Origin of the sequence: Embleya sp. NPDC005575 (genome assembly GCF_040605455.1) — a bacterium.
Taxonomy (GTDB): Bacteria; Actinomycetota; Actinomycetes; order Streptomycetales; family Streptomycetaceae; genus Embleya.
In genome coordinates, this window is sequence record NZ_JBEXCV010000005.1 from 78,676 (window position 1) to 105,120 (window position 26,445).

The window sequence follows — 26,445 nt, forward strand, 5'->3', positions numbered from 1 at the left end:
TCGACCACGCCGGTGGTCACAGCTTCATCGGCTGCGGCGTGTCGCGCCGGGCCGGGTCCGGGCCCTCGTACTCGCGCAGCGTCTCGTAGCGGGTGTTGCGCTCGACCGGACGAAAGCCCGCGTCCCGGATGAGTTCGAGCAGGTCGTCGCGGGTCATCTTGTTCGGCGTGCCGAAGTCGTCCGCGTCGTGCGTGATCTTGTACTCCACGACCGAGCCGTCCAGGTCGTCCGCGCCGTGGTTGAGCGCGAGTTGCGCGGTGGCCAGGCCGTGCATGACCCAGAAGCACTTCACGTGCGGAACGTTGTCGAACATCAGCCGGGAGACCGCGAACACCTTGAGCGCCTCGGCGCCGGTGGCCATGTTGGTCCGGGCCTGGAGCCGGTTGCGGACGATGCCGTCCTTGCTGTCGTGGAAGTCGTGCTGGTAGCGCAGTGGAATGAAGACCTGGAAACCGCCGGTCTCGTCCTGGAGTTCACGCAGCCGGATGACGTGGTCGACCCGGTGCCGGGGCTCCTCGATGTGGCCGTAGAGCATCGTGCACGGGGTCTTGAGGCCCTTGGAGTGCGCGAGGCGGTGGATCCGCGACCAGTCCTCCCAGTGCGTGTCGTGGTCGACGATGTGCTGCCGGACCTCCCAGTCGAAGATCTCCGCGCCGCCACCGGTGAGCGACTCCAGGCCCGCGTCCATCAGCTCGTCGAGGATGTCCGAGGCGGACAAGCCGGAGATCTTCTCGAACCAGTGGATCTCGGTCGCGGTGAACGCCTTGAGCCCGACGTTCGGCAGCACCTCCTTGAGCGCGCTGAGCGACCGCGGGTAGTAGCGCCACGGGAGGGTCGGGTGCAGGCCGTTGACGATGTGCAGTTCGGTGATCCCGTCCGGCTCCATCTCCTTCGCGAGCCGTACGGCCTCCTCGATCCGCATCGTGTACGCGTCCTTCTCGCCCGGCTTGCGCTGGAACGAGCAGTAGGCACACGACGCGTTGCACACGTTCGTCATGTTGAGGTGACGGTTGACGTTGAAGTGGACCTTGTCGCCGTTCTTCACCGTCCGCACGTGGTGCGCGAGCCCGCCGAGCCACGCCAGGTCGTCGCTCGCGTAGAGGGCGATGCCGTCCTCACGGCTGAGGCGCTCCCCGGCGAAAACCTTGTCCTCGATCTCCCTGCGCAGGCCCGCGTCCATGTCTCGGCACTCCCTCTAGGTCTTCACGATTGCCGCTGCACGGCTGGTACGAGGTTACGCCCGGCATGCGGCGCGCTCGCTCAGGCCATCACCTCGGCGTACAGCGCCGGGTCGGCGTTGCCGCCGCTGACCACGGCCACGTGCTCGCGGCCGGCGGGCAGCGCGTCCTTGCGGAAGAGGTAGGCCGCGGTGGCCACCGCGCCGGCGGGTTCGGCGACCAGGCGGGCGCGCCGGGCCAGAAAACGCATCGCCTCGCGGATCTGCTCCTCGGTCACCGTGACGATGTCGTCCACGTATGCCTGAATGTGGGCGAACGGCAGCACGCCCACCGAGGTGGTGCGCAGTCCGTCGGCGATCGTGCGGTAGGTGTCGGCGGTGGACCATGTGGCGCGCACGCCGGTACGGAAGGACTCGACCGCGTCGGCGGCCAGTTCCGGCTCGACCCCGATCACCTTGGTATGTGGGCTGCTCAGCTTGACCGCGGCGGCGATGCCGGAGATCAGGCCGCCGCCGCTGACCGGGACCAGCACGGTGTCCGCGGTGGGCAAATCCTCGACGATCTCCAGGCCGATGGTGCCCTGGCCGGCGATGATCCGCGCGTCGTCGTAGGGCGGCACGAACGCGTAGCCGTGCTCGGCGGCCAGTTCGCCGGCCGCGGTGTCGCGCCGGTCCGGCGTGACGATGACCACCTCGGCGCCGAGCGCGCGGGTGGCCTCGATCTTGACCTGCGGCGTGGTGTCCGGCATCACGATCACCGCATTGGCACCGAACAGGCGGGACGCGTAGGCCACCGCCTGCGCGTGGTTGCCGCTGGAGTGGGCGACGACCCCGCGCGAGCGCTCGGCGTCGGTCATGGCCGCGATCGCGTTGTACGCGCCGCGGATCTTGAACGCGCCGATCGGCTGGAGGTTCTCCGGCTTGAACCACAGCGGCCGGTCGGCGTCACCGTGCAGGGACGGCAGCAGCGGGGTGCGTACCGCTGTGCCCGCGATCCGCTTCCCCGCGGCCTCTAGGTCTTCGAGAGTCACCAGGTTCGTCATGTCTGCACCCTACGAGGGGGTACGGGCGGACCGGCAAACCCTTTCGGATCCGGCCGGTGCGGCTACTCGGTGGGTTCGGGCAGTTCGGCCGCGCGGTACTCCCATTTGGTCGAGAGCACCACGGTGGTGCGGGTGCGGGCCACGCCGCGGGTACCGGACAGGCGCCGGACCACGTTCTCCAGGCCCTCCATGTCCGAGACCCGGACCTTGAGCATGAACGAGTCGTCGCCGGCGATGAACCAGCAGTCCTCGATCTCGTCGAGGTCGCGCAGCCGGCGGCTGACGTCGTCGTGGTCGGCCGCGTCGGAGAGCTGGATCCCGATCAGCGCGGTCACGCCCAGACCGAGCGAGACCGGGTCGACGGAGGCCCGGTAGCCGGTGATCACGCCGGCCTGTTCGAGCCGGTTGATGCGATCGGTGACGCTCGGACCGGACAGGCCGACGAGTCGGCCCAATTCGGCGTACGAGGCCCGCCCGTTGCCGCGCAGCGCCTGGATCAGCTTGCGGTCGACGGCATCCATGTCCGTTTCCTCCAGGTAATCGATGGTGTCCACCGGGGGGCCACCAGGGGTCTGCGACATGACGAAGGTGCAAACCCGCGTAAGGCCTGTAATTCATTGGACGATTCTGATTCTAACCCTTAGAATCAAAGGCATCGGGAGCTACAAGCCTCCGATGACGACTCGTGGGGAGACAACACCGTGTACACCCTGGAGATGGCCCGCGCACACATGCAGGAACTGCATGCCATGGCGGAACGCTCACGTGCCACCCAGCCGTCGAACACGCTCAAGCGTGTGAAGCGTCTGGTCGGCCGCCGCAAGTCCGGGCGCTGATCGCCCGGCAGATCCGGCAAGACCGCCAAGGCTCCCGTCACCACGGGGGCCTTTTTGGTCTGTCCGGACGGGCGCGGGCGTCCGGGCGGGCGTGACCGTCGACCGGGTGGGCACGATCGGCCGGGCGAGGCCGCGGTGACCGGCGGTCTTCGGCTCGCCTCACCCGCCCGCCTCGCGTCGGGCGCCGCCCAGTTCGCCGTCCCAGCGTCGGTAGAGGGTGTGTGCGACGCCGAGCACGTCCAGCGCCTTGCCCGCGACGAAGTCGACCAGGCGCTGCACGTCCTGGGCGCCCGCGTAGAAGGCCGGGGACGCCGGCAGGATCACCGCGCCGGCGTCGTCGAGCCGGACCAGGTGGCGCAGCGTGGTGCCGGTGAGCGGGGTCTCGCGCGGCACCAGCACGAGCGGGCGGCGCTCCTTGAGGGTGACGTCGGCGGTGCGCTGGAGCAGGTCCTTGGACAGGCCGATCGCGATGCCCGCGACCGACGCCGTGCTGGCCGGCACCACGACCATGCCCTTGGCCGGATACGACCCGCTCGCGGGTCCCGCGCCCAGATCGCCGGCCGCCCAGTAGCGGACCCGGTCCAGCGCGCCGGCGTCGAGCTTCGTCCACGCGGCGAGGTCGTCGCGCCAGTGCGCGTCGCGGAAGGCGATGCCGGTCTCGTCGAGCAGGGTCAACCGGGCGGCCCGACTGACCACCAGGTCCACCTGCTCGCCCGCGTCGAGCAGCCCGCGCAGCACCGCCGCGGCGTAGGGCGTGCCCGAAGCTCCCGATACGCCGACTATCCACGGGCGTCGTCCCGTACTGTCCCGCTCCTCGTCCATGCCTCCTATTGTGGCTTCGTAGCGGTACTGCCTACCGCAGGGGAGGGGTGTGCATGTCCCGCATATCCGTGTCGGGAGTCCGCGACGCGGCCCTGGTCACCGCGGTGCTGATCGGCGCGGTCTGGGCCGTCCAGCTGATCAACTACACGACCGACGACTCGCTGCTCACCCACGGCGTGACGCCCCGACGGGCGAACGAACTGCCGGACATCCTCAGCGCGCCCTTCCTGCACTTCGGCACCGGTCACATCGTCGCCAACACCTTCCCGCTGATGCTGCTCGGCTTCCTGGCCGCGCTGCGCGGAATCGCCCGTTTCCTCGCCGTGTTGCTCACGATCACCGTGATCGGCGGTCTCGGCGTGTGGCTGACCGCGCCGGCCGGATCGAACACGGCGGGCGCGAGCATCCTGGTCTTCGGGCTGTTCGGCTACCTGATCGTGCGCGGCTTCGCCGACCGCCGGGTGCTGGACGTACTGATCGGCTTCGCCATATTGGGCCTGTACGGAAGCTCGTTCGCGATGGGGGTCACCCCGCTCGCGGAGGGGGTGTCCTGGCAGGGTCATCTGTTCGGGTTGATCGGCGGCGTATCGGCGGCGCTGGCCTTCCGCCGTCGACGCGACCGTCGACACGATGTGTCACACCTCTCGCCCACGGACCTGCCCATCGGGTAGCGCGGTGGACATCGCTGCATACGATGCGGGTAGGCATCCCTTCGCGTGCCTTCGTCTGTTCTTCGACCGGGAGTTCTCCTGTGCGTTCGCTCCGGATATCCGCCGCGGCCCTGACCGTACCGTTGGCCCTGCTCGCCGCCGGCTGCGGCGAGTCCTCTTCGGGCGACCCGTTCAAGCCCGCGGCCGCCGGTGGCGACGCGCTCGACCGCAAGGGCCCCTCGAACGAGGCGCTGACCGTCGAAGCGCTGTCCAAGCAGGCCGAGACCGGCTTCAAGGAACTCACCAACCTGCACATCGAGGGCACCGGAAAGATCTACGACCTCCCGCTCGGCGTGGACATCCGGATCGGCACCGCCGAGCAGGCCGAGGGCAGGATCACCCTCCAGGACAAGGCCCTGGACCTGATCGCGGTCGACAAGACCATGTACGTCAAGATCGCGCCCGGCACCGTCCAGACCGTCCTGGATCTGGGCAAGCGGGCCGAGGCGGCGTCCTCGTCCGGCGTGCCCGAGTCGGCCGAGGACAAGGCGCTGGGCGAGCAGTTCACCAAGATGTTCGCCGAGGGCGCCAAGCTCGTCGAGGGCAAGTACATCAAGTTCGGCGGCGCGGAGACCGGCAAGCTCGGCCAAGACCTGCTCAAGGGCGGCAAGCCGTCGCTGGAGGGGCTGTTCGGTTCGGGCTCGGATTCGGATCTTGACTCGGGTGACTCCACGGACTCGACCGACAAGCCGCAGATGACCAAGGGCCCGACCACGGAGATCAACGGGACCAAGGTGATCCCGCTGATCTCCAAGGACGAGGACGGCACGACCGCCACGATCTACGTCGCGGCCAACGGCAAGCCCTTCCCGATCCGGGTCACCGCCGACGACAAGAGCGACGGCACCAACGAGATCACCCTCGACCTCAAGTACTCCAAGCTCCCCGGCGGCGTCTCCCCCAAGGCCCCGGCCCCCGGCGACACGGTCGACCTCAACGGTCTCCTGAAGTCCTTCGGCGGCGGCGGCTTGGAGGGTCTGTTCGGGGAGGACAAGACGGCCTGAGTGGGCGTTTCGCGTTCGACGCGAACCCCCGGGACGCCCGACACCTCGGTCGGCCGGCCGAGGGCCGGCCGCCGCCCCCTCAGCGCGCGCCCCGCACCAACCTCCCCGGCCGCGCGCCCGTGTCCGCTCCGTCCCGCCTCGTCACCTGGCCCGCCACGATCGTGGCCACATAGCCCGTTGCCGCCTGGAGCATGCGGCCGCCGCCGGCCGGGAGGTCGTGGACCATCCTCGGGCGGTGCAGCGTGAGGGCGTCCGGGTCGATCACGTTGAGGTCGGCGCGCTTGCCCTCGGCCACCACGCCGCGGTCGGACAGGCCGTAGAGCGCGGCCGTGTCCATCGTCTGCTTGCGGACCAGAAACTCCAGCGGCAGGCGCTCGCCGCGGGTGCGGTCCCGGGCCCAGTGGGTGAGCAGGAAGGTCGGCTGCGAGGCGTCGCAGATCATCGAACAGTGCGCGCCGCCATCGGCCAGGCCGAACACGCTCGCCGGGTGGGTGAGCATCTCCCGGATCGCCTCGTGGTCGCCGTCCGAGTAGTTGAACATCGGGACCATCAGCGTGGTCCGCGCGTCGTCCGCCAGTTGCAGGTCGTACAGCGTCGACAGCGGCTCCTCGCCGCGTGCCCGCGCGATGGCGGTCACCGTGCGGTCCGGCATCGGCTCGTAGTCCGGGACCGCGTCCATCGGGTACATCCGGTCCAGCATGAACTGCATCGCCAGGTTGACCGAGTCGCCCGGGATGTTCGGGTCGCTGGGCAGGTCCGCCTCGGCCAGGATCGCCGCCTTGACCTCGGGCCGGGCCAACTCGGCGGCGAACGCCGCGTCGTCCAGTTCGCCCGCCACACGCCGGTCGTCGATCGCCCGGAACGTCGGTCGTTTGCTGAACGCGTTGCGGGTGCCGAACCCGGTCAGCATGCCGAACGGGCGCCCGGCGATCTGCGGATGCAGTTGCGCGCCCGCCTCGTTCGCGGCCTGCGACTCGGCCATCAGTTCGCGCCACAGCTCGGGCGCGGCGTTGACCTGGAGCAGCGCGAACGACACCGGCATGCCGATCTCGGCGGCCAGTCGGCGCATCCAGGCCACCTCGGAGGCGGGCTTGACGATGTCCTCGCCGGACGAGCCGGTCGGGGCCAGTTCGAACACGGCCCGCCCGCCCGCGGCCATCGCCCGGCCCAGGCCGAAGAGTTCGTCCTCCGTGGCGAAGGTGCCGGGCACCGGCTCGCCGCCCATCGCCTTGTGAGCGACGGTGCGCGACGTGGAGAAGCCCAGCGCGCCGGCCTCGATCGCCTCCTTGACGATCACCGCCATCGCCTCGATGTCCTCGGCCGTGGCCGGTTCGTTGCGCGCGCCGCGGTCGCCCATCGCATAGGCCCGAACCGCGCCGTGGGCGACCTGGACGCCGATGTCGACGGCGAAGGTGCGCCGCTCCAGCACGTCCAGGTACTCCGGGAAGGTCTCCCAACCCCACGTCATGCCCTCGGCCAGGGCCGTTCCGGGGATGTCCTCGACGCCCTCCATCAACCGGATCAGCCAGTCCTCCCGGCCCGGCCGGACCGGAGCGAAGCCGACCCCGCAGTTTCCGGAGACCACCGTGGTCACGCCGTGCGACGTGGACGGGTCGAGTACCTCGTCCCAGGTGGCCTGACCGTCGTAGTGGGTGTGGATGTCCACGAAGCCCGGCGTGACCAGGCGACCCGCCGCGTCGATCGTCTCGGCGGCGTCGCCCTCCAGCGCCGGGTCCGGGCCGTCGTGCCGGCGCACCGCGACGATCAGGCCGTCCCGGACCCCGATGTCGCCGACGAACCGATCCGCGCCGGTGCCGTCCACGATCGTGGCGTTGGTGATCTTGAGGTCGTACATATGAGCCTCCCCGGTAACGTGGGGCAGACCGTACGGCTGCGCATTGTGCGAGTCAATATGCGCACTATGCAAAAAGATCCAGTAGGGTGGCGACCATGGCCCCACGACCGTCACCGCAGACCGACCGACTCGTCTCCCTGATCGACGCGATCGCCGAACGGCCGGCGGAGGGGCTGACCTTGTCCGAGATCGCCCGGCATCTCGCGGTGACCCCCGCCACGTGCCATCCGATGCTGGCGAGCCTGACCTCGCTGGGTTGGTTGATCCGCCATCCCACCCGGCGCACCTACCGACTCGGCCCGGCGCTGGTGGCGGTCGGCCGAGCGGCCGCGCGCGGGCTCGGCGTGCTCGACGTCGCGCGCCCGATCATGGCCCGGTTGCGCGACGACACCGGGCTGTCCTGCTTCGCGATGACGCCCGGCGAGCACCACGTCGCGATCGCCGAGGTGGTCCGCGCGCCGGGGCCCGAACTGCATCGGCTACGCGTCGGCGCGCAGGCACCGATCACCCCGCCGCTGGGCATCGGCTACGTGCCCTGGGCAGACGAGCAGACGGTCCGCCGCTGGCTCGACGAGGCGCACGAACCGGCCGCGCGCGGCCGGATGGCGCGCGCGATCGACAACGCGCGGCGCCGGGGCTTCGCGATCGAGCTGGTCACCGACGTGGAGACCCGACTGGGCGAGACTCTCGGCGAGTTGGACGAGCACTTGGAGGGACTGGACACGCTGGGCGCGGGCGCGTCGGCGGCCCGGCTGCGCACGCTGCTGGAGGAGATCGCGGCCGAGATCGGTGGCTCCGACGGCGGACAGATCGACGAGTTGGAATCGGACCGGGACTATCGGGTGGGCGCGATCAGCGCCCCGGTGCACGATCGCGACGGCGACCTGGTGCTGATCCTGAGCCTGCGTGGCTTCGCACCGCGAACCGACGGCCGGACGCTGGAGAAGACCGGCCGGCTGCTCGCCGAGGCGGCGGCGGAGGTGGCGGCGGCGATCTGAGCGCCGGACGCCGAGCAGCCCGAGCGACCGGACGCCGGGCACACGGAAACCGGTCCGCGCATACGAAAGCCGGCCGGGTCGCGGAATGCGACCCGGCCGGCTGTGCGGCCGAAGCCCGACCCGAAAGCCCGGCTCAGTCCTTGTCCTTCGCGCGCCCCTCCGGGTTGTCCTGATCGGGGCTGCGCAGGTCGTCCTCGCGGTGCTTGAGGTCCTCTTCCCAGCGCTTGAGCATCTCGTCCTCGTCGTTGCCCGACGTGGGAACGTCGCTCGGCTTGCGGTCATCCTTGGACAGGGAGGCCAGGAACTCCGGATTGTCGTCCGGAGCGAGCTGCCGGCCCTGACCGCGACCGCCGAACCCGAAGGCGCCACCGCCGCCGGCGACCTGCGAACTCTTCTCCCGCCCGGCGATCAACCAGCCGATCGCGCCGAAGAGGGGGAACAGCAGAATGAGGAAGACCCAGGCCAGCTTGGGCAGCCCTCTAACCTTGCGCTCGTCCGTGGTGAGGCAGTCGATGAACGCGTAGATGTCCAGCGCCAAGGGCACCAGAATCATCAGGACCCTGAGCATGTGATGGACTCCTCGACAGGCAGTACGTGGTCTTCGCCCATCCAGCGTAGACGGTCGGCTCCATGAACACCGGATCGCTCACAGTCCGGTGACCTTGCCCGATGCGTGCAGTTCGTACACCAGCGTGATCCGCCGCCGCTCGCCCGCGGTCAATCGCACGTCGTAACGCACGATTCCGTGGTCGTCGACCGCGTCCGGCGCCGGTTCCGACAGGTCGCGGCGGACCTTGACCTCGACCGCCGACACCTCGGATACCGGCACCCGCTCGCGCAGCACGACCGTGCCGGGCGACTCGGCCCCCGGCGCGGCGACGTGCGAGAGGAAGACGGTCACCGTACGGGTGAGCACCGTGCGCCCGGTGAGCGAGGCCGTCGTGCGCGACTCGGTGACCTCGCGCACCACCCGGAAGTCGTCCTCGCTACCGAACGGCAGCCGGACCTCTTCGCCCGGCGCGGCGAAGTCGAGTTGCCCGCGCCCGGCGTACCCGCTGCCGCGGACCAGTTCCACCGGGCCCGCGAGCAGCGCGTGTCCGGCGTCGTTGGCGAACCGCACGACCTGACTCACATACTGTGACAGTTCGGGCGAACAGGCCGCCTCCGGCTCGCACTTCGCGGTGAACGTGGTCAACCGGACCCGATGCGGCCGGCCGTCGGAGGGCACCTGCACCGGGGCCGGCGCGGCCAGCACCCGGACCTCGCCGCCGTCGTCCACACCGGGCAACTCGGCAGAGCCGCCCGCGACCCGGCCGACCGCGGCGATGTCCTCCTCGCGCAGGTCCACCTCGACCTGCTTCTTCTCCACCAGGGTGCGCTCGCGCAGGGTGAGCCGGTCCTCGACCAGGCTCGGCGGCCGCGCGGCCAGGGTCGGGCGCGCGGTGGACAGGGACAGCGTCACGCCGGACCAGTCCTCGCCGGTGCGCTGCCACACCACCGCGTCGCATTCGAGCTCGATCGACCGGCGATCCGGCGCCAGTGCGGCGCGGTAGGCGGGCCGCCACAGCGCGCACGGCACCAGGTGCACCACGCGCAGTTCGGCAGAACCGGTCTGCTCGGCCTCGATCACCACCTCGACGGCGGCGGTCAGCTCGGTCGGCTCCTGCTCGGCCACGCTCAGCGCCGCCTGCGCGTCGCGCAACCGGGTACGGAGCGTGGCCTGCTCGTCGGCCAGGGTGTGCAGCTCGGTGTACCGCTGCTCGGCCTCGGCCGACAGCCGGTCCGACTCGGCGGCCCAGCGCTCGGGCTCGGTCGTGCCGAAGCCGGTCTGCTCGGCGATGTCGCGCCGCAGCTCGGCCCGGCCCTGGGCGACCAGGGCCAGCCCGGTGCGCAGGCGCCGCTCGCGCCGGGACAGCACGGTGCCGCGCTCGCCCAACTCGTGTACGAGCCGGCGCAGTTCGGACGCGTCCGGCCCGGGGCCCGTCGCGGGCCTGGGCGTGTACACCCGCACCACACGCGCGTCGATCGCGGTCGCGGTGCCGTCGTCGGCGACCACCTCGGCGCGCAGCGACCGGTCCACCGCGAGCGGGGTCACCGGGCCGACCAGCACGCGCTGTACGCCCCGGCTCAATTCGATCCGGCCGGACCGGGTCACCTGGGCCCGGTCCTCCAGACACGTCACCGCCGTGATCGGCAGCGGCTCCGGCTTGGGTTCGGCCGGAGTGCTCTGTTCCAGCATCGGCTGAGTCACCGTCAGACCCTCCTGTTGCCGCCGACCACGGCCTTCGCTGCCGGGATCCGGATCTCGTAGCCACCGGTCAGGTTCTTGCGCTCGCCGGGGGCGAGTTCGACGTGCCACACCCGCGCGCCCGGGACGTGTCGCCCGTCGCGCAGCTCGGTGTCCTCCACCCAGCGCGGCGCGCCGGCGTGCTCCTCGATCTTCACGTCCTTGTCGTCGGTGACCGGGACCCGTTCCAGGATGTCCAGCCGAATCGGCCGGGCGAGGTGGTTGACCGCCTCGATCTCGATCCGGTGGTCGAGCACCGCGGTACCGCCGCGCAGCCCCGCCGTCGACTCGCGCATGTGCGCGTTCCGCGAGACCTGCACGCTCTCCACGACGCCCACGCCCACCCGTTCGCGCGCGCCCGGCGCCAGCGTCGGCAGCGGCACGGTCATCAGGAACTCGCCGGCCACCGAGACGTCCGCCGGACCGGCGAGCAGCGCGTGCGGCGACGCGTTTGCGAGTACGACCGTGCCGAACACCGCGTCGTCCAACGCCGGCACACAGACGAACTCCGGGTCGAGGTCGACCTCGATCTCGCACACCGGGATGGTGTGCCACACCCCGTCGGCGAACACCTCGGCCGGCGCCGCGGTGTCGAAGCGGTAGTCGTAGGACCCGGCCGCGTCACGCGGCGCGAGCGCGTGCTCGGGCAGCACCAGTCGGGCCACCTCGTCGGCACGCCGGCGGTACTCCATCGCCGTGCCACCCGGACCGTACGGCGCCGGCCGCAACCGGCCCCGGGCCTCGGCGTCGTCCGCGCCGCGCAACTCCAGCGCCGCGTAGTCCAGCAGGTCGGCGGCCGGCTCGGGCTGCTGCGGCGGCGCGGGTTTCGCGCTCGGCGCGATGGCGTCCTCGTCGGCCGGTGCGCCGTAGCCGGCGAGTTCCATGGCGCCGCCGGGCACGGCAGGAGCAGCTGCGGCGCTCCGGGCCCGGCGCATCATCGGGGCCGCCTGGCGCGGCGCGGGCGGTGGTGCGCCGAAGCCGCCGGCGACCTGCGTCGGCGGAGCGGAGGCGGTCACCGGTGCGGGTGATGACGCCTGCATGAAGGGCGGCGCGTCGGGCTCGATCGAGTCTCTCAAGGCGGCGGGCGGCGCCGGCGGGTAGGCCACCCGCTGCTCGGCGAACCCGCCCGCGCCGGCCGCGGCCCCCACGTACGCCGGCCGCGCCGCCGGGCGTTTGGCCACCCCCACGTCGTAGCCCGCGAACAGCTCGGCGAGTCCGGCCGGTGGCTCCCGCCAGCCGGCGTGCGCGGGCGCGCTCTGCCGGCGGCCCAGGCGCAGCGACTTGAGCTCGGGCAGGTCGGTGCTGCGAGCCAGGTCCGCGGTCGACAGACCGAGCCGCACGCCGGTCCAGTCCTCGCCGGTGCGTTGCGCGACACAGGCCCGCATGACCAGCGTGCCACCGGTCATCGCCTCGTCCAGGCGCAGCTGGTACATCGGCGCCCAGCGCGCACCGGGCACGTGGTACTCCACGTCCAGCCCGATCGCGCCCGCGTCGCCGGAGTGCTCCAGGGTGACGACCACGGTGCCGGACATCCGGGCCCGCTCGGTGCGCTGCGCGCCGGAGGCGGCGCCCAGCCGGGCCCGGTACAGCTCGGTGTCGCGGATCGCCTCGCGCAGCTCGTCGTCACACGCGCCGATCCGCTCGTACAGTGCCTCGGCCCGCTCGTCGGCGAACGCGGCCAGATCCAGGAGTGCGGACACCGGTGCGGTGCGCGGCGGCTCACCGCGGCGCACGGTGGGCATGATCGCCTCCAGCCCGGCGACCTCCTCCAACTCGGCGGCCAGCCGCGCGCTGCGCTCGTACAGGGCGCGCACCCGGGACTCGGCCGCCTCCAGGTCGAGCAGCACGCTCGGCAGGTCCGCGTCCCGGACCACCTCGACGTCGACCACGGGCCGGACATCGGTGACCCGCACACCCGTGCCGCCGGCGACGACCCGCGCGCGCAACCAGTCGCCGTACGCCGTCAACGGGAACCCGCTCACCCGCACCCGGACCGGCCCCGGGGGGCCCGCCGGCAGTTCCACCTCGCAATTTCGCACACACACCGCCCCCACGGCATGAACGACCACCGAACGCAATTCCGAAGCGACCGTGAGCATGTACCCCTCCCTGCTCGGCACGAGGGTCAAAGGTAGCCCGGCCGGGCGGGTGCGCGTGCGGGTACGACGAGTCCGTGTCGGATACTGGCACGCATGGCATACGGGACCTTGCGCGCTTTCCTGAAGGCACTGGAGAAGCGCGGTGAACTGCGGCGCGTCCGCGCCGAGGTCGATCCCCATCTGGAGATCGGCGAGATCACCGACCGGGTGAACAAGGCCAAGGGCCCGGCGCTGTTGTTCGAGAACGTCAAGGGCAGCTCGATGCCGCTCGCGATGAATGTCTACGGCACCGACGAGCGCATGCTGATGGCGCTCGGGCTGAGCAGCTACGACGAGTTGTCGGAGAAGATCGGCGGCCTGCTCAAGCCGGAACTGCCACAGGGCTTCACCGGGATCCGCGAGGCGTTCGGCAAGCTCGGTTCGGTCGCGCACATCCCACCGAAGAAGATCAAGGACGCGCCCTGTCAGCAGGTCGTGCTCAAGGGCGACGACGTCGACCTGGACACCATCCCGGCGCTGTTCACCTGGCCCGAGGACGGCGGCTCCTTCTACAACCTGGGCCTGACCCACACCAAGGACCCCGACACGGGCGTGCGCAACCTGGGCCTGTACCGGCTCCAGCGGCACGACAAGCGCACGATCGGAATGCACTGGCAGATCCACAAGGACAGCCGCAACCACTACCAGGTGGCCGCCAAGCGCGGTGAGCGGCTGCCGGTGGCGATCGCGTTCGGCGCTCCGCCGGTGGTGACGTACGCGTCCACCGCGCCGCTGCCCGGGGACATCGACGAATACCTCTTCGCCGGCTTCATCGGGGGTCGGCGAATCGAGATGGTCGACTGCGTGAGTGTGCCGCTCCAGGTCCCGGCCGAGGCCGAGGTGGTGCTCGAAGGCTGGCTCACCCCGGGTGAGATGTTGCCCGAGGGCCCCTTCGGCGACCACACCGGTTTCTACACGCCGCAGGAGCCGTTCCCGGCGCTGACCATCGACTGCGTGACCATGCGCGAGAAGCCGCTGCTCCAGTCGATCGTGGTCGGCCGACCGCCCACCGAGGACGGTCCGCTGGGCAAGGCGACCGAGCGGTTCTTCCTGCCGCTGCTCAAGATCATCGTGCCGGACATCGTGGACTACGACCTGCCGGAGGCGGGCGGCTTCCACAACTGCGCGATCGTCTCCATCGACAAGAAGTACCCCAAGCACGCGCAAAAGGTGATGAGCGCGATCTGGGGTGCGCACATGATGTCGCTGACCAAGCTGATCGTGGTGGTGGACGCCGACTGCGACGTGCACGACTACCACGAGGTCGCGTGGCGGGCGTTCGGCAACACCGACTACGCGCGCGACCTGCTGCTGACCGAGGGGCCCGTGGACCACCTCGATCACGCGTCGTACCAGCAGTTCTGGGGTGGCAAGGCGGGCATCGACGCGACCCGCAAGCTGCCCGAGGAGGGCTACACGCGCGACGGCGGTTGGCCGGAGATGGTCGTGTCGGACCCCGAGACCGCCGCCAAGGTGACCCGCCGATGGAAGGAATACGGACTGTGACGTCCGCCGCGCTACCCGCTCCCGGTGCACCGTCGGAGGTGGGCCGGGTCAAGGCGTTCCTGCGCCTGGTGCTGATCGAGCACTCGGTGTTCGCGTTGCCGTTCGCCTACATCGCGGCCTTCACCGCGATGTACGAGACCGATGAACGCCTGCACTACCGGGAGCTGTTCCTGGTCACCGTGGCGATGGTCGGCCTGCGCACCTTCGCGATGGCCTGCAACCGGATCATCGACCGCGAGATCGACGCGCGCAATCCACGCACCGCGACACGCGAGCTGGTCACCGGCGCGGTGTCGGTGCGTACCGCGTGGATCGGCGCGCTGGTCGCGCTGTTCTTCTACCTGGTCGCCGCCGCGCTGCTCAACCCGCTGTGCCTGGCGCTCGCGCCGGTCGCGGTGATCCCGATGGTGATCTATCCGTACGGCAAGCGGTTCACCGACATCCCGCACGCGATCCTGGGCATCGCGCAGGCGATCGGCCCGATCGGCGCGTGGTTGGCGGTCACCGGCGAGTGGTCGTGGCAGGCGGTCGTCCTGGGCCTGGCGGTGGGCACCTGGATCGGTGGGTTCGACCTGATCTTCGGCTGCCAGGACGTCGCGGCCGACCGCGCACACGGCGTCAAGAGCGTGCCGGCCAAGTGGGGCATCGCCGCGGCGCTGAACGCCTCGAAGGTCACCCATGTGGTGACCACGCTGCTGTTCGTCTGGTTCGGCGCGCTCACCGGCGCGGGCTTCTTCTGGTGGCTGGGCCTGCTGATCGTCGCCGCGGCGTTCGTCTACGAACACTCGCTGCTGGCACCGGACGACCTGTCCAAGCTCAACCGGGCCTTCTTCACCACGAATGGCTTCATCGGCATCGCGCTGTTCGTGTGCGCACTGCTGGATCTGGGGGTGCGGGGGTTGCGGCCGTAGCCGTAGCCGTAGCCGTAGGCGGGTGGGGGCGGACCGCTACGGCCACCCGCCGGGTACCCGGCCGCCGGGCGTTCAGGGCGGGGACGGCGGTGCGGCGAGCTCGGCCAAGCGGTGCAGCGAGTTGGTGAGATGGTCCGGGCCGAACGGCGGGAACCGGATGCCTCGCTCCCGGATGAACCGCGGCACCGCCGACCAGTCGTGGTTCCTGAACCCGGCCGGTGCCATCGATCACGGCATGGGTCGTTGGTCCGCCGGAACCGCGAACACTCTCGCGGCGAGCCGGAAATCATCGGGTTCGACAGTGCCGACAGCACTGCGCGTACGCCGTCCGTGTCCGCGGCTCGTGTACGCCGTTCGGGTCCGCCGTTCGGGTCCGCCGAGGTGCGTCGGTCGAGGTCGTCGGTAAGCATTCCAGCTATGGCCACCGGCGAGAGGACGTGCCGGTGTCCAGGATCGAATCCCGGTTCCGCCGAGGGTGATCGGTGGAGGCGGCACGCGACCTCGGGGGCATGCCGAGGGGGACTACCTCCTCGCGCGGAACGACACCCGAACAGAGGGACGTGAGCATGTTGAACCGGATCACCGTCTTCGCCCTGGTGAGCGTGATGGCTGCGGCGCTCTCGGCCGGTGCGACACCCGTGCAAATCGTGCCCGGTGGTGGGCCGCCCAGCCCCACCCCTTCGCCCGGACCCACCGATTGGCCCAGCACTCCCCCTCCGACCGGGCCCGTGCCCAGTGAGGCCTGGGCATGGACCCAACTGACCAGCCGTGGCACCCAGATCCGTTACGTGACCACCGACACCACCCAAAGCTGCCCTGTCGTGCGGTACGCCGTGGCCGGGGTCCGAAATCCGTACTCCATGCAACGCGTGAGCGTCCCCTCGGGGGCGCAGTTCCCGACCACGGTGTGCGAGCTGGTGGATGTACCCCTCACGGCCTCCGACGCGGTACTCGAGCAATCGACGATCCATGCGGCCGTGGTGCACCCTGCGAACCGCCTGCTCCCTTTGCCGAACTGGACTACGGCCACGCGTCCCCGCACCATCGCGGTCATCGGCGACACCGGTTGCCGAGTCCCGTTGACGGGTACGGCGCAGGACTGCGCGAACCATCAGAGCGGCTGGCCTTTCCCGCAGATCGCGAACAATGTCGCCACCGTTTCGCGGCCGGATCTCGTCATCCATGTCGGTGACTACCTCTACCGCGACAACCCCGGCAACGAGGACGACCAGGCGGCGAATCCGGGCTGCGTGGCCTACGGGGACAGGGCCAGTTGGTCCTGTGTCGTCGCCGATTTCTTCAGACCGGCGGAAACTCTGCTGGCCACCGCGCCGATCGCGTTGACCCGAGGCAACCACGAAGACTGCAACCTCGCGCTGGCCGGTGGCGCCGGTGGCGCGTGGTTCCGCTACCTCGCCGACAGCCTCCGCGACGACGGACGGTGCACCCCCTACACCACCCCGCCGGCGGTGATTCGTGCGGGAACCCTGAACCTCGTCTCCGTGGACTCCTCGTTTGCCGACCCGGACGACGACGGAACCATGACGCAGGCCCAGATCAACGAATACACCGGGCAATTCACGGCGGTGAACCAGGACGCGGCGCTGCATTCCGGCAACGACTACTTCCTGTTCACGCACAAGCCGCTGTGGATGGTGAAATCGGCAGGCTTCACGCAAGGCAATGTGACATGGGCGACCCACGTCCTCGACGCGGCCGTCACCAATACCGGCCTGGGTCGGCTGGCAGACAATGTTCGGCTGGTGCTGTCAGGCCACATCCACATTTACCAGATGATCGATTTCAACACCCCCCGCCCGCCCCAGGTGACCGTGGGCTCCTCGGGTGGAGAGCCACTGGACAACGGCCCGATCGACAGCAACGTCACCCGGCAATCGGTCGGCACGCCGCCGCAGCCGGTCACCCAGTCGATCACCCAGGCACACATCTACGGGTACGCGGTCCTGCGCGACAACGGCGGGGCCTGGGACCTCACCTTCCACGACACGACCGGTGCCCTCCAGGGTCAAACCTGCACGCTGAGCGCGAGTCTCGTGAACAAACAGTTCACCTGCCACTGAAGAACGGGTCTGCCCCGTCGCCCCCTCGCGGGGGCGACGGGGCAGACCCGTTGGCAGCGACCGCGGCTCAGACGCCCGCGTACGAGTGCAACCCGTTCACGAAGATGTTGACGCCGTAGTAGTTGAACAGGAAGCACGAGAAGGCGACCAGGGAGACCACCGCGGCCTTGGTGCCCTTCCAACCCGCCGTGGCGCGGGCGTGCAGGTAGGCCGCGTAGGCCACCCACGTGATGAAGGACCAGACCTCCTTGGGGTCCCAGCCCCAGTAGCGGCCCCACGCGTTCTCCGCCCAGATCGCGCCACACACGATGGCGAAGGTCCACAGCGGGAAGATGATCGCGTTGACCCGGTAGGCGGTCTTGTCCAGCGACGCCGAGCTGGGCAAACGAGCCAGCTTGTCGTCGAAGCGGCCCGGCTTGGTATTGCTCGGGTCGGCCTGCCGGCGCTCGTAGCCCTGGCGGAACAGGAACAGGATCGAGGCGAGCGCGCCGATGTGGAAGGCGCCGAACGAGACGATCGCGGACGCGACGTGGATCCACAGCCAGTACGAGTCGAGCGCCGGGACCAGTTGCTCCGAGTCGGTGTACAGCACCGTGACCGCGACGCCGAGGGTGGCGAGCACCGGGAGCGTCACGAACAGGCCCAGCCAGCGCACCGGGTACTTCCACAGCAGCAGCAGGAAGGCCAGGACGACCATCAGCGCCACGGACGTGGAGAACTCGTACATGTTGCCCCACGGCGCCCGCTCGACCGAGATGCCGCGCGTGAGCACGGAGCCGGCGTGGAGCAGGAAGCCGAGCACGGTCAGCGAGACCGCGACCCGGCCGATCCGGTCGGCGCGGTCGTTGCCGCCCGCCACGTCGCCCTGGTCGTCGGCATCGTCGCCGTCGTGCCCACCGTCGCGCAGCACCACCACCGGCCGCTCGGCCAGGGCGACCCCGCCGGCCGCACCCGCGGCCGCCGGCTCCAGGACCTCGATCGACAGGTCGGCCGACCGTTTGGCCACCGCACCGCTGGTGCCGAACGTCCATTCCATGCAATAGGCGAAGAACGCCATCAGGTAGACGGCGATCGCCGAATACATCAGCACGTTGCTGAATTGGGCGAGGTTCTCGTTGACGCCCACGCTCACTCCTTGACCTTGGTGCCGGGTGAGTTCGCCGGCGCGGCCTCGCGCAACGCGTCCACGAACTCCTGTACCTCATCGCCGAGGCCCCCACCCTCGGTGCGGGCGAGCCCGCCGACCTCGACGACCGTGTGGCCGTCGGGGCCCTCCACCGCACGCACCCACATTCGGCGGCGGCGTACGAACAGTGACAGCACGAGGCCGACGATCGCGGCCACCACGCTGAAGAGCGCGAGCCCCTTGCCGGGCTCGCTGGCGACCTGGAAGTTGGCCCAGGTCTTGACGCCGTCGAAGGTGATGGTGCCGGCGCCGTTGGGCAGGTCCACGGTGTCACCCACCTTGAGGGCTTGGCGCCACACGTCCGCACCGTTCATGAACTTCGACATCTTGTCGGCCTTGAGCGCGTAGTAGTTCTGCGGGATGCCCGAGTCCATGCCCAGGTCGCCCTCGTAGCCGCTGATCATCAACCGGGGGTTGAGCAGCGAGGGGAACACCGAGATCGGACCGCGCCGGGGGTCCACCAGCAGGTTGCCCTTCTGGTCCATCGGCGCGCTCGGCAGGAACTGCGCGTCGAAGCCCAGCTGCTTGAGTCCGGGGCTGACATCGGGGACCTTGATCACGCCGGTCGAGGTCCGGTTGCCGTCCTGGGGCAGGAAGATGGTCGGGCCCTTGTAGGCGATCTTGCCCTTGGCGTCGCGCACGGTCACCTCCGGCGCGTAGCCGGTGGCGATCATGAACACCTTGGTGTCGCCCACCTCCAGCGGATGGTTGACCTTGATCGTCCCCGACTTGTCCTTGCCCTCGTGCCCGTACCAGGACTCGATGTGCGCGGTGAACGACCTGGGCTCGCCGCGCTTGGCGCCGGTCGGCTGGAAGGTCTGCTCGACCGAGTTCAGCCGGAAGCCGAACGGCTCCAGCTTGTCCGCGTCCACGAGCGCGCCGAACTGGCGGTCGTCGTACTGGGTGAGCACGTTCGCGAAGCTGCCGCCCTCGACGACGATCTTGCCGCCCTTGACGCTGTACAGGCTGCCCAGCGCGAACGCGACCAGGATGCCGAACAGCGCCATGTGGAACAGCAGGTTGCCGCTCTCCCGGGCGTAGCCCTTCTCCGCCGCGATCGCGTCGGTGGTCCGGTTCAGCCGGAAGCGGCGCTTCTTGAGCGCGCCGCGCGCGGCTTCCAGTACCGCGTCCGGGTCCGCCGAGGTCTCCCAGCGCGCGTACGCGGGCAGCCGGGCGAAGTTGCGCGGTGCCTGCGGGGGCTTGGACCAAAGCGTCTTGGCGTGTGCCCAGCAGCGCGGCACGATGCAGCCCGCGAGCGAGACGAACAGCAGGATGTAGATCGAGGCGAACCACCACGACGAGAACACGTCGAAGAGCTGGAACTTGTCCATGATCTTCGCGCGGTCGGGGTGGTCGCGGAAGTACTGGCCGACCTTGATCGGACTGACCGGGCGCTGCGGGATCAGCGTCGGCGGCGTGGCCGCGACCGACAGCAGGAACAGCAGGATCAGCGCGACGCGCATCGAGGTCAGCTGCCGCCAGAGCCAGCGCAGCCAGCCGACCACACCCAACTGCGGTTGGCGGATCTCGTCGTCGCCGTCGTCCTGCGCGGGCGCGGTGGACATCCCGGCGTCCACCCGGGCCTCGGGCGGATCGATGAGCGCGAGGTCTTCGTCGGTTCGGGTCTCGGGGCTCACATCAGAATCCGATCGTGTATTGCGATGCCCAGCTCTGCATCTCGCGCATCATCTGGTCCCACACGCCGGTGAGCATCAGGAGGCCGAGCAGCACGAGCATGCCGCCGCCCAGGCGCATCACCCACACGTAGTGCTTCTTGACCCACCCGAACGCACCGAGTGCCTTGCGGAACGCGAGCGCGGTGACCAGGAACGGCACGCCCAGGCCGAGGCAGTAGGCCGCGGTGAGCAGCGCGCCCCGGTTCGCGCTGGCCTCGCTCGTCGACAGGCTGAGCACCGCCGCCAGTGTCGGCCCGATGCACGGGGTCCACCCGAGCCCGAACACCATGCCGAGCAGTGGTGCGCCCACCAGGCCTATCGCGGGGCGCTTGTGCACCCGGAACTCGCGCTGCATGCCCGGCAGTACGCCCATGAAGGACAGGCCGAGCACGATCGTGACGGCGCCGAAGACCTTGGTGATCGTCTGCTGATGCTCCAGCATGGTGCGGCCGAAGGCGCCGAACGCCGCACCGGTGGAGACGAACACGAGGGTGAAGCCGAGCACGAACAGCAGCGCGCCCAGGAACAGCCGTCCGCGCCGGGCGTCCTTGAGGTCCGCGCCGGAGATCCCGGTGACGTAGCTGAGGTAGCCGGGCACCAAGGGCAGCACGCACGGCGAGAAGAACGAGATCAGCCCCGCGAGCAGGGCGATCGGCAGGGCCGCGAACAGCGACCCGGTGTACACCGTGTCGTTCATCCCCTGGGCTGCGACGAGCACCTCGATCAGGCCTTCTCGTTCGGCACGGGCTCGTTGGTCACCGGGTCGATCATCGAGCGCAGTTCCTCGATGGTGACCGCACGCAGCACCCGGGCCGCGATCCGACCCTCACGGTCGATGATCAGCGTGCTGGGGATGGCGTTCGGGTTCAGGTTGCCGGTGAATTTGAGGATCTCGCGCGCGTCCGGGTCCCACAGGCTCGGGTAGGTGATGCCCTTGCTGTTGGTGAACGCGAGCGCGTTGTCCTGGGTGGCGTCGCGGGTGTTGATCCCCAGGAACTGCACACCCTTGTCCGCGGTCTCGGTGTGTGCCTGCTGGAAGTCGGCGGCCTCGGCCCGGCACGGCGGGCACCAGGAGCCCCAGACGTTGAGGACCACGACCTTGCCCTTGAAGTCGGCGAGGCTGATGTCCTTGCCTTCGAGCGTCCGGCCGGAGATCTTCGGGGCGGCGGTGCGGTCGCTCGCCTCGGCGCGCACGATGCCGCTGTTGTCGCTGTCGACGTAGCCCTTGCCGTCGCCGCTGCTCTTGCCGCCGGCGCTCATCCCACCGCAGCCGGAGAGTGCGAGCAAGGCCGCGGCGGTGAGCAGTGCGGCACGACGAGGCAGGCGGCGTGTGAGCATGTGAAAAGTTTCGCATGCCTCCACGACCACTCCACGCGGGGTCCGTCGTGCCGCTGACAGTGCTTCAGTTCATCCCGATTCGTCCCAAATAAATGGGAGCCCTGCCCCGAATTCGCGGTTTTGCGTCATGCCCCGAAGCTCTTGTTCTGCGTCTTGCCCGCAAGCTTTGCCGGGAGCAGGTCCCGAGCCGGTTCGCTGTAGCCGACGGAGACGATCTTGTCCCCCTCGTAGGTGAACGTGGTGAGCGACGCGAGCGAGCACTGCCGGTTGCGCGGGTCGTGCCACAGCCGCCGCCGCTCGACGAAGGAGCGGGTCACCCAGATCGGCAACTGGTGGCTCACGCACACCGCCTCGTGCCCGCGCGCGGCGTCCCGGGCGGCGCCCAGCGCGCCCATCATCCGCACCACCTGCTCGATGTACGGCTCGCCCCACGAGGGCTTGAACGGGTTGGTGAGGTGCTTCCAGTGTGTGGGGTTCCGCAGCGAACCGTCGCCGACCCCGAAGGTCTTGCCCTGGAAGATGTTCTCCGCCTCGATCAGCCGATCGTCGGTGGCGATCTCCAGCCCTTGCCGGTCCGCGATCGGCGTGGCGGTCTCCTGGGCACGCTCCAGCGGCGAGGACACCACGTGGGTGATGTCACGCCCGGCGAGGTGGTCGGCGACCCGCTCGGCCATCTTCAGGCCCAGCTCCGACAGGTGGTAGTCGGGCAGGCGGCCGTACAGGATGCCGTGCGGATTGTGCACCTCGCCGTGGCGCATCAGGTGCACGATCGTCACATCGCGATTGGTCTGCGGCTTCTGAGCCATCGTCAGTTCTCCTGGGCACTCGCTGCGGCGCGGGCTGCGGCCGGCAGCGCGTCGAGGATACGGTTCACGGCCGTGTCGTCGTGGGCGGCGGACAGGAACCACGCCTCGAACGCGCTCGGCGGCAGGTACACACCGGCGTCCAGCATCGCGTGGAAGAACGCGGAGAAGCGGAACGCCTCCTGCGTGCGTGCCTGGTCGTAGTCGTGCACCGGGTGATCGGTGAAGAAGATCGAGAACATGTTCCCGGCGGTGGACACGGTGTGCGCCACGCCCTCCTTGGCCAGGGCGGCCGAGACCTCGGTGCGCAGCGCGAGCGAGACCCGGTCCAGGTGCTTGTACACCGCGTCGGTGCAGTGCCGCAGCGTGGTGACGCCGGCGGCGGTGGCGACCGGATTCCCGGACAGCGTGCCGGCCTGGTAGACCGGGCCGAGCGGGGCCAGCCGGGACATCACGTCGGAGCGCCCGCCGAAGGCCGCGGCCGGGAAGCCGCCGCCCATCACCTTGCCGAAGGTCAGCAGGTCGGGCACGACACCCTCGACGCCGAACCAGCCCGACTTGGACACCCGGAAGCCGGTCATCACCTCGTCGGAGACGAACAACGCGCCGTGCCGCTCGCACAGTGCCTTCAGGCCCGCGTTGAAGCCCGGACGCGGGGTGACCACGCCCATGTTGCCGGGGGCTGCCTCGGTGATCACGCAGGCGATGTCGGCGCCGTGCGCGGCGAACGCCGACTCGACGGAGGACAGGTCGTTGTACGGGAGCACGATCGTGTCGGCGGCCGAGGCGCCGGTCACCCCGGGCGTGTCGGGCAGCGCGAAGGTGGCCAGGCCGGAGCCGGCGGCGGCCAGCAGGGCGTCCACGTGACCGTGGTAACACCCGGCGAACTTGATCACCTTGGCCCGGCCGGTGAAGCCGCGGGCGAGGCGGATCGCGGACATGGTGGCCTCGGTGCCGGAGCTGACCAGGCGGACCTGCTCGACCGGGGCGATCCGGGAGACGATCTCCTCGGCGAGTTCGACCTCGCCGGCGCCGGGTGTACCGAAGGAGGTGCCACGCGCGACGGCCTCTCGGACGGCCTCCTGCACGGCGGGGTGCGCGTGGCCGAGGATCATCGGGCCCCACGAACACACCAGGTCCACGTATTCGCGGCCGTCCGCGTCGGTCAGGTACGGACCTCGGCCCGAGACCATGAAGCGGGGCGTGCCGCCGACCGCGCGGAAGGCGCGCACCGGCGAGTTGACCCCGCCGGGGGTGACGGCCCGCGCACGCGCGAACAGGGCGGCGGAGGCGGGTGCGGGGTTCTCGTTGACAGAGCTCACCCGGTCATGCTCTCAAACAAACCGGGCACCCTCGTCGTCCCCGGCGGCGCGGCGCCGCAAGCGCCGGATGGCGGGCGCCGGGGCGCCCGGACGGACCAACCACATGGGCGTCGGGGAGGGTGTGCACGGATTCGCGTTGGTTCCCGGGGATCCGGCAACCGAAACCGGGGGTCGGGAGCAGTATGATCGGGCCACCCGGACCCGTGCCCACGGGTGAGGCATGTCCGGCGGGGTGCAGCACGACGATCGGGGTGCGCGCGTGGCGGCGAGAACACGTCGGAGTGGGCGGTCCGGGCGACACCACCGGATAGCCGGCGGTCTCGGACCGGCGCTGGCGGCGCTGCTGTTGCTGGCCGGGACGGCCGCCTGCAGCGACGGGGACTCGGACGACGGCGGTACGACGGGGCTGCGCGGCGCCTTGGACGCGGTGCGCGACGACGCGTCCACCCGGGGCTGGTTCGAGTACGGCGATACGGCCGCGATCACCAAGGCCAACGGCGGCAGCACCTTCACCGGGCCCTACGGCACGCTGATCGGGACCGGCTCGCCCGATTTGGGCGGGCTGCGCGAACAGGTGGCACCGGCCCTGGGTTTCGACCCGGCCAAGGCGCGCGAGTCCTGGTCCGCCGGTCGACCGCCGTACCAGGGCGGGGTGTTCGTCGGCGGCTTCGACAAGAAGACTGTGCTCGACAAGCTCCGGGCCCTGGGCGCCAAGCCGGATCCGACCGAGCCGAGCGCACAACGACTGCGCGGAGACAACGAGTTGGGCTTCGATGACGCGCTGGCGCAGAAACTGCCGCTGGGCAACAACCACTTCAACGTGATTCGGGTCGCCGACCGGCAGATCGGCTACGGCTCGACGCTTCAGGGCGCCGACCTCACCCGCGGCGGCAACAGGCTCGGCGCCGACCCGACCGTGCGCGCGTTGGCGAACTGCCTGGACAAGCCGCTGGCCGCAGTGATCACCGATCGGGCCGCCGGTGGCGAGAGCGCGAACGGGCCCCGGATCGCGGTCGGGGTGACCGGCAAGGCCGGCACGCCGGGGACCGACGTGCTGTGTGTGGCGACCGGGTCGGACCAGGCCGCCCGGGCCGAGGCCGATCGACTGCGCACCCTGTTCACCGGCGGTGGCACCACCGCGGCGGGTGTGCCGTGGAGCGCGTTGCTGACCGACGTGCGCTCCACCGTGGCCGGCGCGAACGTGGTGAAGATCACCGCGCGTTCCGCCGGTTCGGTGCGAACGGGCGTATTCGTCAAGGCGTTGAACGACATGTCGCTCGGCCAAACCTTCTCGGGCGGGCCGCCTGGCCGGGAGCCCTGACGCATGCCGGGGCGGGACCGGTTCCGAGTGGTGCACACCTGTTACCCAAGCGCGGTACGGAATGCCCGGATGACCTGCGACGATCTTCAACGAGTCCCCTCGATCACCGACCAGACCGAGACAAGCGAGCAGGGAGCGATGGCGTCGGGCGCCACGGGTGTGCGCACGTGTCACGGAGCCGACCTTGGTCGGGAGGTGCACACGTGGGCGTGACATATGAGTACTTCGGCGCACCCGATCGCGCGACCGCGGCGCGGGTGCCTCCGCTGATCGATCCGACCGACACGGTGGAACGCCCCAGCAATTCCTATGTGTCGTTCGTGAAACCGGAGACGGTCAGCGCCATGGTGCTGTCGCTACTCGGGGACACCCCGCAGGACGCGACGCCGCCGCTGGAGTTGGTCGTGCTGCATCCCGCGCACGCGGTGATGCAGTTGCCGCCGATGTTGATGGACGTGCTGCGCAACGCGACCGAGGAGGAACTGGGCGCGGCGGCCTTCATCTGGTCGACGTTCCCGGACCGACGGGTGCCGCGCGACGCGTATCTGCTGTATCGGATGTTGCACGACTGGACCAAGTTCGCCCGCGAACTGCACCACGCCGGGCACCAGTTGTACTGCCTGATGCATTCGTGACGCGATCGGCCCGGAGTGCCGGCGCCGACTCTCCATCGATTAACCCACTTGAGTTATTAACTCACACGGTTTAACGTGCGGCCCATGACAGGAACGCACGGCGCTCCGGCGTCGGACCGCGGTGCCGGCGCGCGCCTTTTGATGATCGAGGCCGCGGAACGGCTGTTCGCCGAGCGCGGCATCAACGGGGTCTCGCTGCGCGAGATCGGCGCCCGGGCCGGGCAGCACAACACCGCTGCGGCGCGCTACCACTTCGGGTCGAAGGAGACCCTGGTGGACGCGGTCTTCCGGCATCGCATGGAGCCGGTGAACGCGCGGCGCCTGGCGATGCTGAACGAACTCGACCGGGCCGGGCACGGGCACGACGCCCGGGGTCTGATCGAGGCGTTCCTGTACCCGCTCGCCGACACGCTGGGCGAGCCCGGCAAACCCAGTTGGTACCTGCGCTTTTGCCTGCACGCCGCCTTCCTGGAGGGCACCGCAGTGCGCGACCTGGCCCGCGAGGAGTGGACGCGCGGGATGTACACCGTGCGAGAGCGCATGCTCGGCCTGCTGATCGAGCTGCCCGCCCGCGTCCGGGACGAGCGCTGGGTGCTGCTGTCGTCCTACCTCACGCACGCACTCGCCGACCGCGAGATGGCGCTGCACCACCCCGATCGGCGCACCCCCACCGATCGGGAGGTCTTCCTGGCGGGTCTGACCGACACCGCCGTCGCCCTCTTCCTGGCCCCGGTCTCCGCCCGGACCGAGGCCGCGATCGAACAATCCCGCTAGGCCCCGCCCGGCGCGGGGCCTC

General features: G+C 70.1%; 24 protein-coding genes. 10 read left to right on the forward strand and 14 right to left on the reverse strand.

Features of this window, described 5'->3' with window-relative positions:
- Nucleotides 1-16 precede the first annotated feature (16 nt).
- The 3 genes from mqnE to ABZS54_RS02850 all read right to left on the reverse strand — a co-directional run bounded on the left by mqnE (nucleotide 17) and on the right by ABZS54_RS02850 (nucleotide 2,741).
- The gene (mqnE, locus tag ABZS54_RS02840) at nucleotides 17-1,180 is read right to left on the reverse strand and encodes an aminofutalosine synthase MqnE (RefSeq protein WP_355530202.1); all 1,164 of its coding nucleotides are present in this window, start codon (nucleotides 1,178-1,180) and stop codon (nucleotides 17-19) included.
- Nucleotides 1,181-1,260: 80 nt separating this feature from the next.
- Nucleotides 1,261-2,220, reverse strand: a complete 960-nt coding sequence (locus tag ABZS54_RS02845) for a threonine/serine dehydratase (RefSeq protein WP_355530205.1) — start codon at nucleotides 2,218-2,220, stop codon at nucleotides 1,261-1,263.
- A gap of 62 nt (nucleotides 2,221-2,282) precedes the next feature.
- Entirely contained in the window at nucleotides 2,283-2,741 is a 459-nt protein-coding gene (locus tag ABZS54_RS02850) for an Lrp/AsnC family transcriptional regulator (protein ID WP_026219445.1), read from the reverse strand.
- Between the two features lie 180 nt (nucleotides 2,742-2,921).
- On the opposite strand from ABZS54_RS02850, the gene ABZS54_RS02855 reads away from it, so the two are divergent.
- Entirely contained in the window at nucleotides 2,922-3,056 is a 135-nt protein-coding gene (locus tag ABZS54_RS02855; RefSeq protein ID WP_355530357.1) for a hypothetical protein, read from the forward strand.
- Nucleotides 3,057-3,215: 159 nt separating this feature from the next.
- Here ABZS54_RS02855 and ABZS54_RS02860 read toward each other — a convergent pair whose 3' ends face one another.
- Nucleotides 3,216-3,878, reverse strand: a complete 663-nt coding sequence (locus ABZS54_RS02860) for a UbiX family flavin prenyltransferase (RefSeq protein WP_355530208.1) — start codon at nucleotides 3,876-3,878, stop codon at nucleotides 3,216-3,218.
- A 53-nt stretch (nucleotides 3,879-3,931) separates the two neighbouring features.
- Here ABZS54_RS02860 and ABZS54_RS02865 point away from each other — a divergent pair, with 53 nt between their 5' ends.
- The gene (locus ABZS54_RS02865; protein ID WP_355530211.1) at nucleotides 3,932-4,549 is read left to right on the forward strand and encodes a rhomboid family intramembrane serine protease; all 618 of its coding nucleotides are present in this window, start codon (nucleotides 3,932-3,934) and stop codon (nucleotides 4,547-4,549) included.
- An 80-nt stretch (nucleotides 4,550-4,629) separates the two neighbouring features.
- Complete coding sequence (locus ABZS54_RS02870; RefSeq protein WP_355530214.1) at nucleotides 4,630-5,592, forward strand: hypothetical protein; 963 nt, start codon at nucleotides 4,630-4,632, stop codon at nucleotides 5,590-5,592.
- Nucleotides 5,593-5,671: 79 nt separating this feature from the next.
- Here the strand turns inward: ABZS54_RS02870 and ABZS54_RS02875 are convergent, their stop codons facing one another.
- Entirely contained in the window at nucleotides 5,672-7,447 is a 1,776-nt protein-coding gene (locus ABZS54_RS02875) for an amidohydrolase family protein (protein ID WP_355530217.1), read from the reverse strand.
- Between the two features lie 95 nt (nucleotides 7,448-7,542).
- On the opposite strand from ABZS54_RS02875, the gene ABZS54_RS02880 reads away from it, so the two are divergent.
- On the forward strand, nucleotides 7,543-8,445 hold the full coding sequence (locus ABZS54_RS02880) for a helix-turn-helix domain-containing protein (protein ID WP_355530220.1): 903 nt from the start codon (nucleotides 7,543-7,545) through the stop codon (nucleotides 8,443-8,445).
- A gap of 133 nt (nucleotides 8,446-8,578) precedes the next feature.
- On the opposite strand, the gene ABZS54_RS02885 is transcribed toward ABZS54_RS02880, so the two are convergent.
- From ABZS54_RS02885 to ABZS54_RS02895, 3 genes are all read right to left on the reverse strand, one after another.
- Entirely contained in the window at nucleotides 8,579-9,013 is a 435-nt protein-coding gene (locus ABZS54_RS02885; protein ID WP_355530223.1) for a PLD nuclease N-terminal domain-containing protein, read from the reverse strand.
- Between the two features lie 78 nt (nucleotides 9,014-9,091).
- Nucleotides 9,092-10,684: a mucoidy inhibitor MuiA family protein gene (locus ABZS54_RS02890; protein ID WP_355530342.1), complete on the reverse strand. Its 1,593-nt coding sequence runs from the start codon at nucleotides 10,682-10,684 to the stop codon at nucleotides 9,092-9,094.
- 14 nt (nucleotides 10,685-10,698) lie between these two features.
- Entirely contained in the window at nucleotides 10,699-12,831 is a 2,133-nt protein-coding gene (locus ABZS54_RS02895; protein WP_355530226.1) for a DUF4139 domain-containing protein, read from the reverse strand.
- 93 nt (nucleotides 12,832-12,924) lie between these two features.
- On the opposite strand from ABZS54_RS02895, the gene ABZS54_RS02900 reads away from it, so the two are divergent.
- The 3 genes from ABZS54_RS02900 to ABZS54_RS02910 all read left to right on the forward strand — a co-directional run bounded on the left by ABZS54_RS02900 (nucleotide 12,925) and on the right by ABZS54_RS02910 (nucleotide 17,368).
- The gene (locus ABZS54_RS02900) at nucleotides 12,925-14,376 is read left to right on the forward strand and encodes a menaquinone biosynthesis decarboxylase (protein ID WP_355530229.1); all 1,452 of its coding nucleotides are present in this window, start codon (nucleotides 12,925-12,927) and stop codon (nucleotides 14,374-14,376) included.
- On the forward strand, nucleotides 14,355-15,287 hold the full coding sequence (gene mqnP, locus ABZS54_RS02905) for a menaquinone biosynthesis prenyltransferase MqnP (protein ID WP_355530232.1): 933 nt from the start codon (nucleotides 14,355-14,357) through the stop codon (nucleotides 15,285-15,287). Before ABZS54_RS02900 ends, mqnP begins: the two co-directional genes overlap by 22 nt.
- 566 nt (nucleotides 15,288-15,853) lie before the next feature.
- Complete coding sequence (locus ABZS54_RS02910; protein WP_355530235.1) at nucleotides 15,854-17,368, forward strand: metallophosphoesterase; 1,515 nt, start codon at nucleotides 15,854-15,856, stop codon at nucleotides 17,366-17,368.
- A gap of 67 nt (nucleotides 17,369-17,435) precedes the next feature.
- Here ABZS54_RS02910 and ccsB read toward each other — a convergent pair whose 3' ends face one another.
- The 6 genes from ccsB to hemL form a co-directional block, all read right to left on the reverse strand.
- On the reverse strand, nucleotides 17,436-18,452 hold the full coding sequence (ccsB, locus tag ABZS54_RS02915) for a c-type cytochrome biogenesis protein CcsB (RefSeq protein ID WP_355530345.1): 1,017 nt from the start codon (nucleotides 18,450-18,452) through the stop codon (nucleotides 17,436-17,438).
- 44 nt (nucleotides 18,453-18,496) lie between these two features.
- The gene (locus ABZS54_RS02920) at nucleotides 18,497-20,191 is read right to left on the reverse strand and encodes a cytochrome c biogenesis protein ResB (RefSeq protein WP_355530238.1); all 1,695 of its coding nucleotides are present in this window, start codon (nucleotides 20,189-20,191) and stop codon (nucleotides 18,497-18,499) included.
- A 1-nt stretch (nucleotide 20,192) separates the two neighbouring features.
- Entirely contained in the window at nucleotides 20,193-20,927 is a 735-nt protein-coding gene (locus ABZS54_RS02925; protein ID WP_355530348.1) for a cytochrome c biogenesis protein CcdA, read from the reverse strand.
- 26 nt (nucleotides 20,928-20,953) lie between these two features.
- On the reverse strand, nucleotides 20,954-21,568 hold the full coding sequence (locus tag ABZS54_RS02930; RefSeq protein ID WP_355530241.1) for a TlpA disulfide reductase family protein: 615 nt from the start codon (nucleotides 21,566-21,568) through the stop codon (nucleotides 20,954-20,956).
- Nucleotides 21,569-21,693: 125 nt separating this feature from the next.
- On the reverse strand, nucleotides 21,694-22,374 hold the full coding sequence (locus ABZS54_RS02935) for a histidine phosphatase family protein (protein ID WP_355530244.1): 681 nt from the start codon (nucleotides 22,372-22,374) through the stop codon (nucleotides 21,694-21,696).
- 2 nt (nucleotides 22,375-22,376) lie between these two features.
- The gene (gene hemL, locus ABZS54_RS02940; protein ID WP_355530247.1) at nucleotides 22,377-23,693 is read right to left on the reverse strand and encodes a glutamate-1-semialdehyde 2,1-aminomutase; all 1,317 of its coding nucleotides are present in this window, start codon (nucleotides 23,691-23,693) and stop codon (nucleotides 22,377-22,379) included.
- A gap of 259 nt (nucleotides 23,694-23,952) precedes the next feature.
- On the opposite strand from hemL, the gene ABZS54_RS02945 reads away from it, so the two are divergent.
- The 3 genes from ABZS54_RS02945 to ABZS54_RS02955 all read left to right on the forward strand — a co-directional run bounded on the left by ABZS54_RS02945 (nucleotide 23,953) and on the right by ABZS54_RS02955 (nucleotide 26,423).
- On the forward strand, nucleotides 23,953-25,014 hold the full coding sequence (locus tag ABZS54_RS02945; protein ID WP_355530250.1) for a hypothetical protein: 1,062 nt from the start codon (nucleotides 23,953-23,955) through the stop codon (nucleotides 25,012-25,014).
- Nucleotides 25,015-25,217: 203 nt separating this feature from the next.
- Nucleotides 25,218-25,649: a hypothetical protein gene (locus ABZS54_RS02950; protein ID WP_020556484.1), complete on the forward strand. Its 432-nt coding sequence runs from the start codon at nucleotides 25,218-25,220 to the stop codon at nucleotides 25,647-25,649.
- 84 nt (nucleotides 25,650-25,733) lie between these two features.
- A complete protein-coding gene (locus ABZS54_RS02955; protein ID WP_355530253.1) occupies nucleotides 25,734-26,423 on the forward strand; it encodes a TetR family transcriptional regulator in 690 nt (229 codons plus the stop codon).
- The last annotated feature ends 22 nt before the right edge of the window (nucleotides 26,424-26,445 follow it).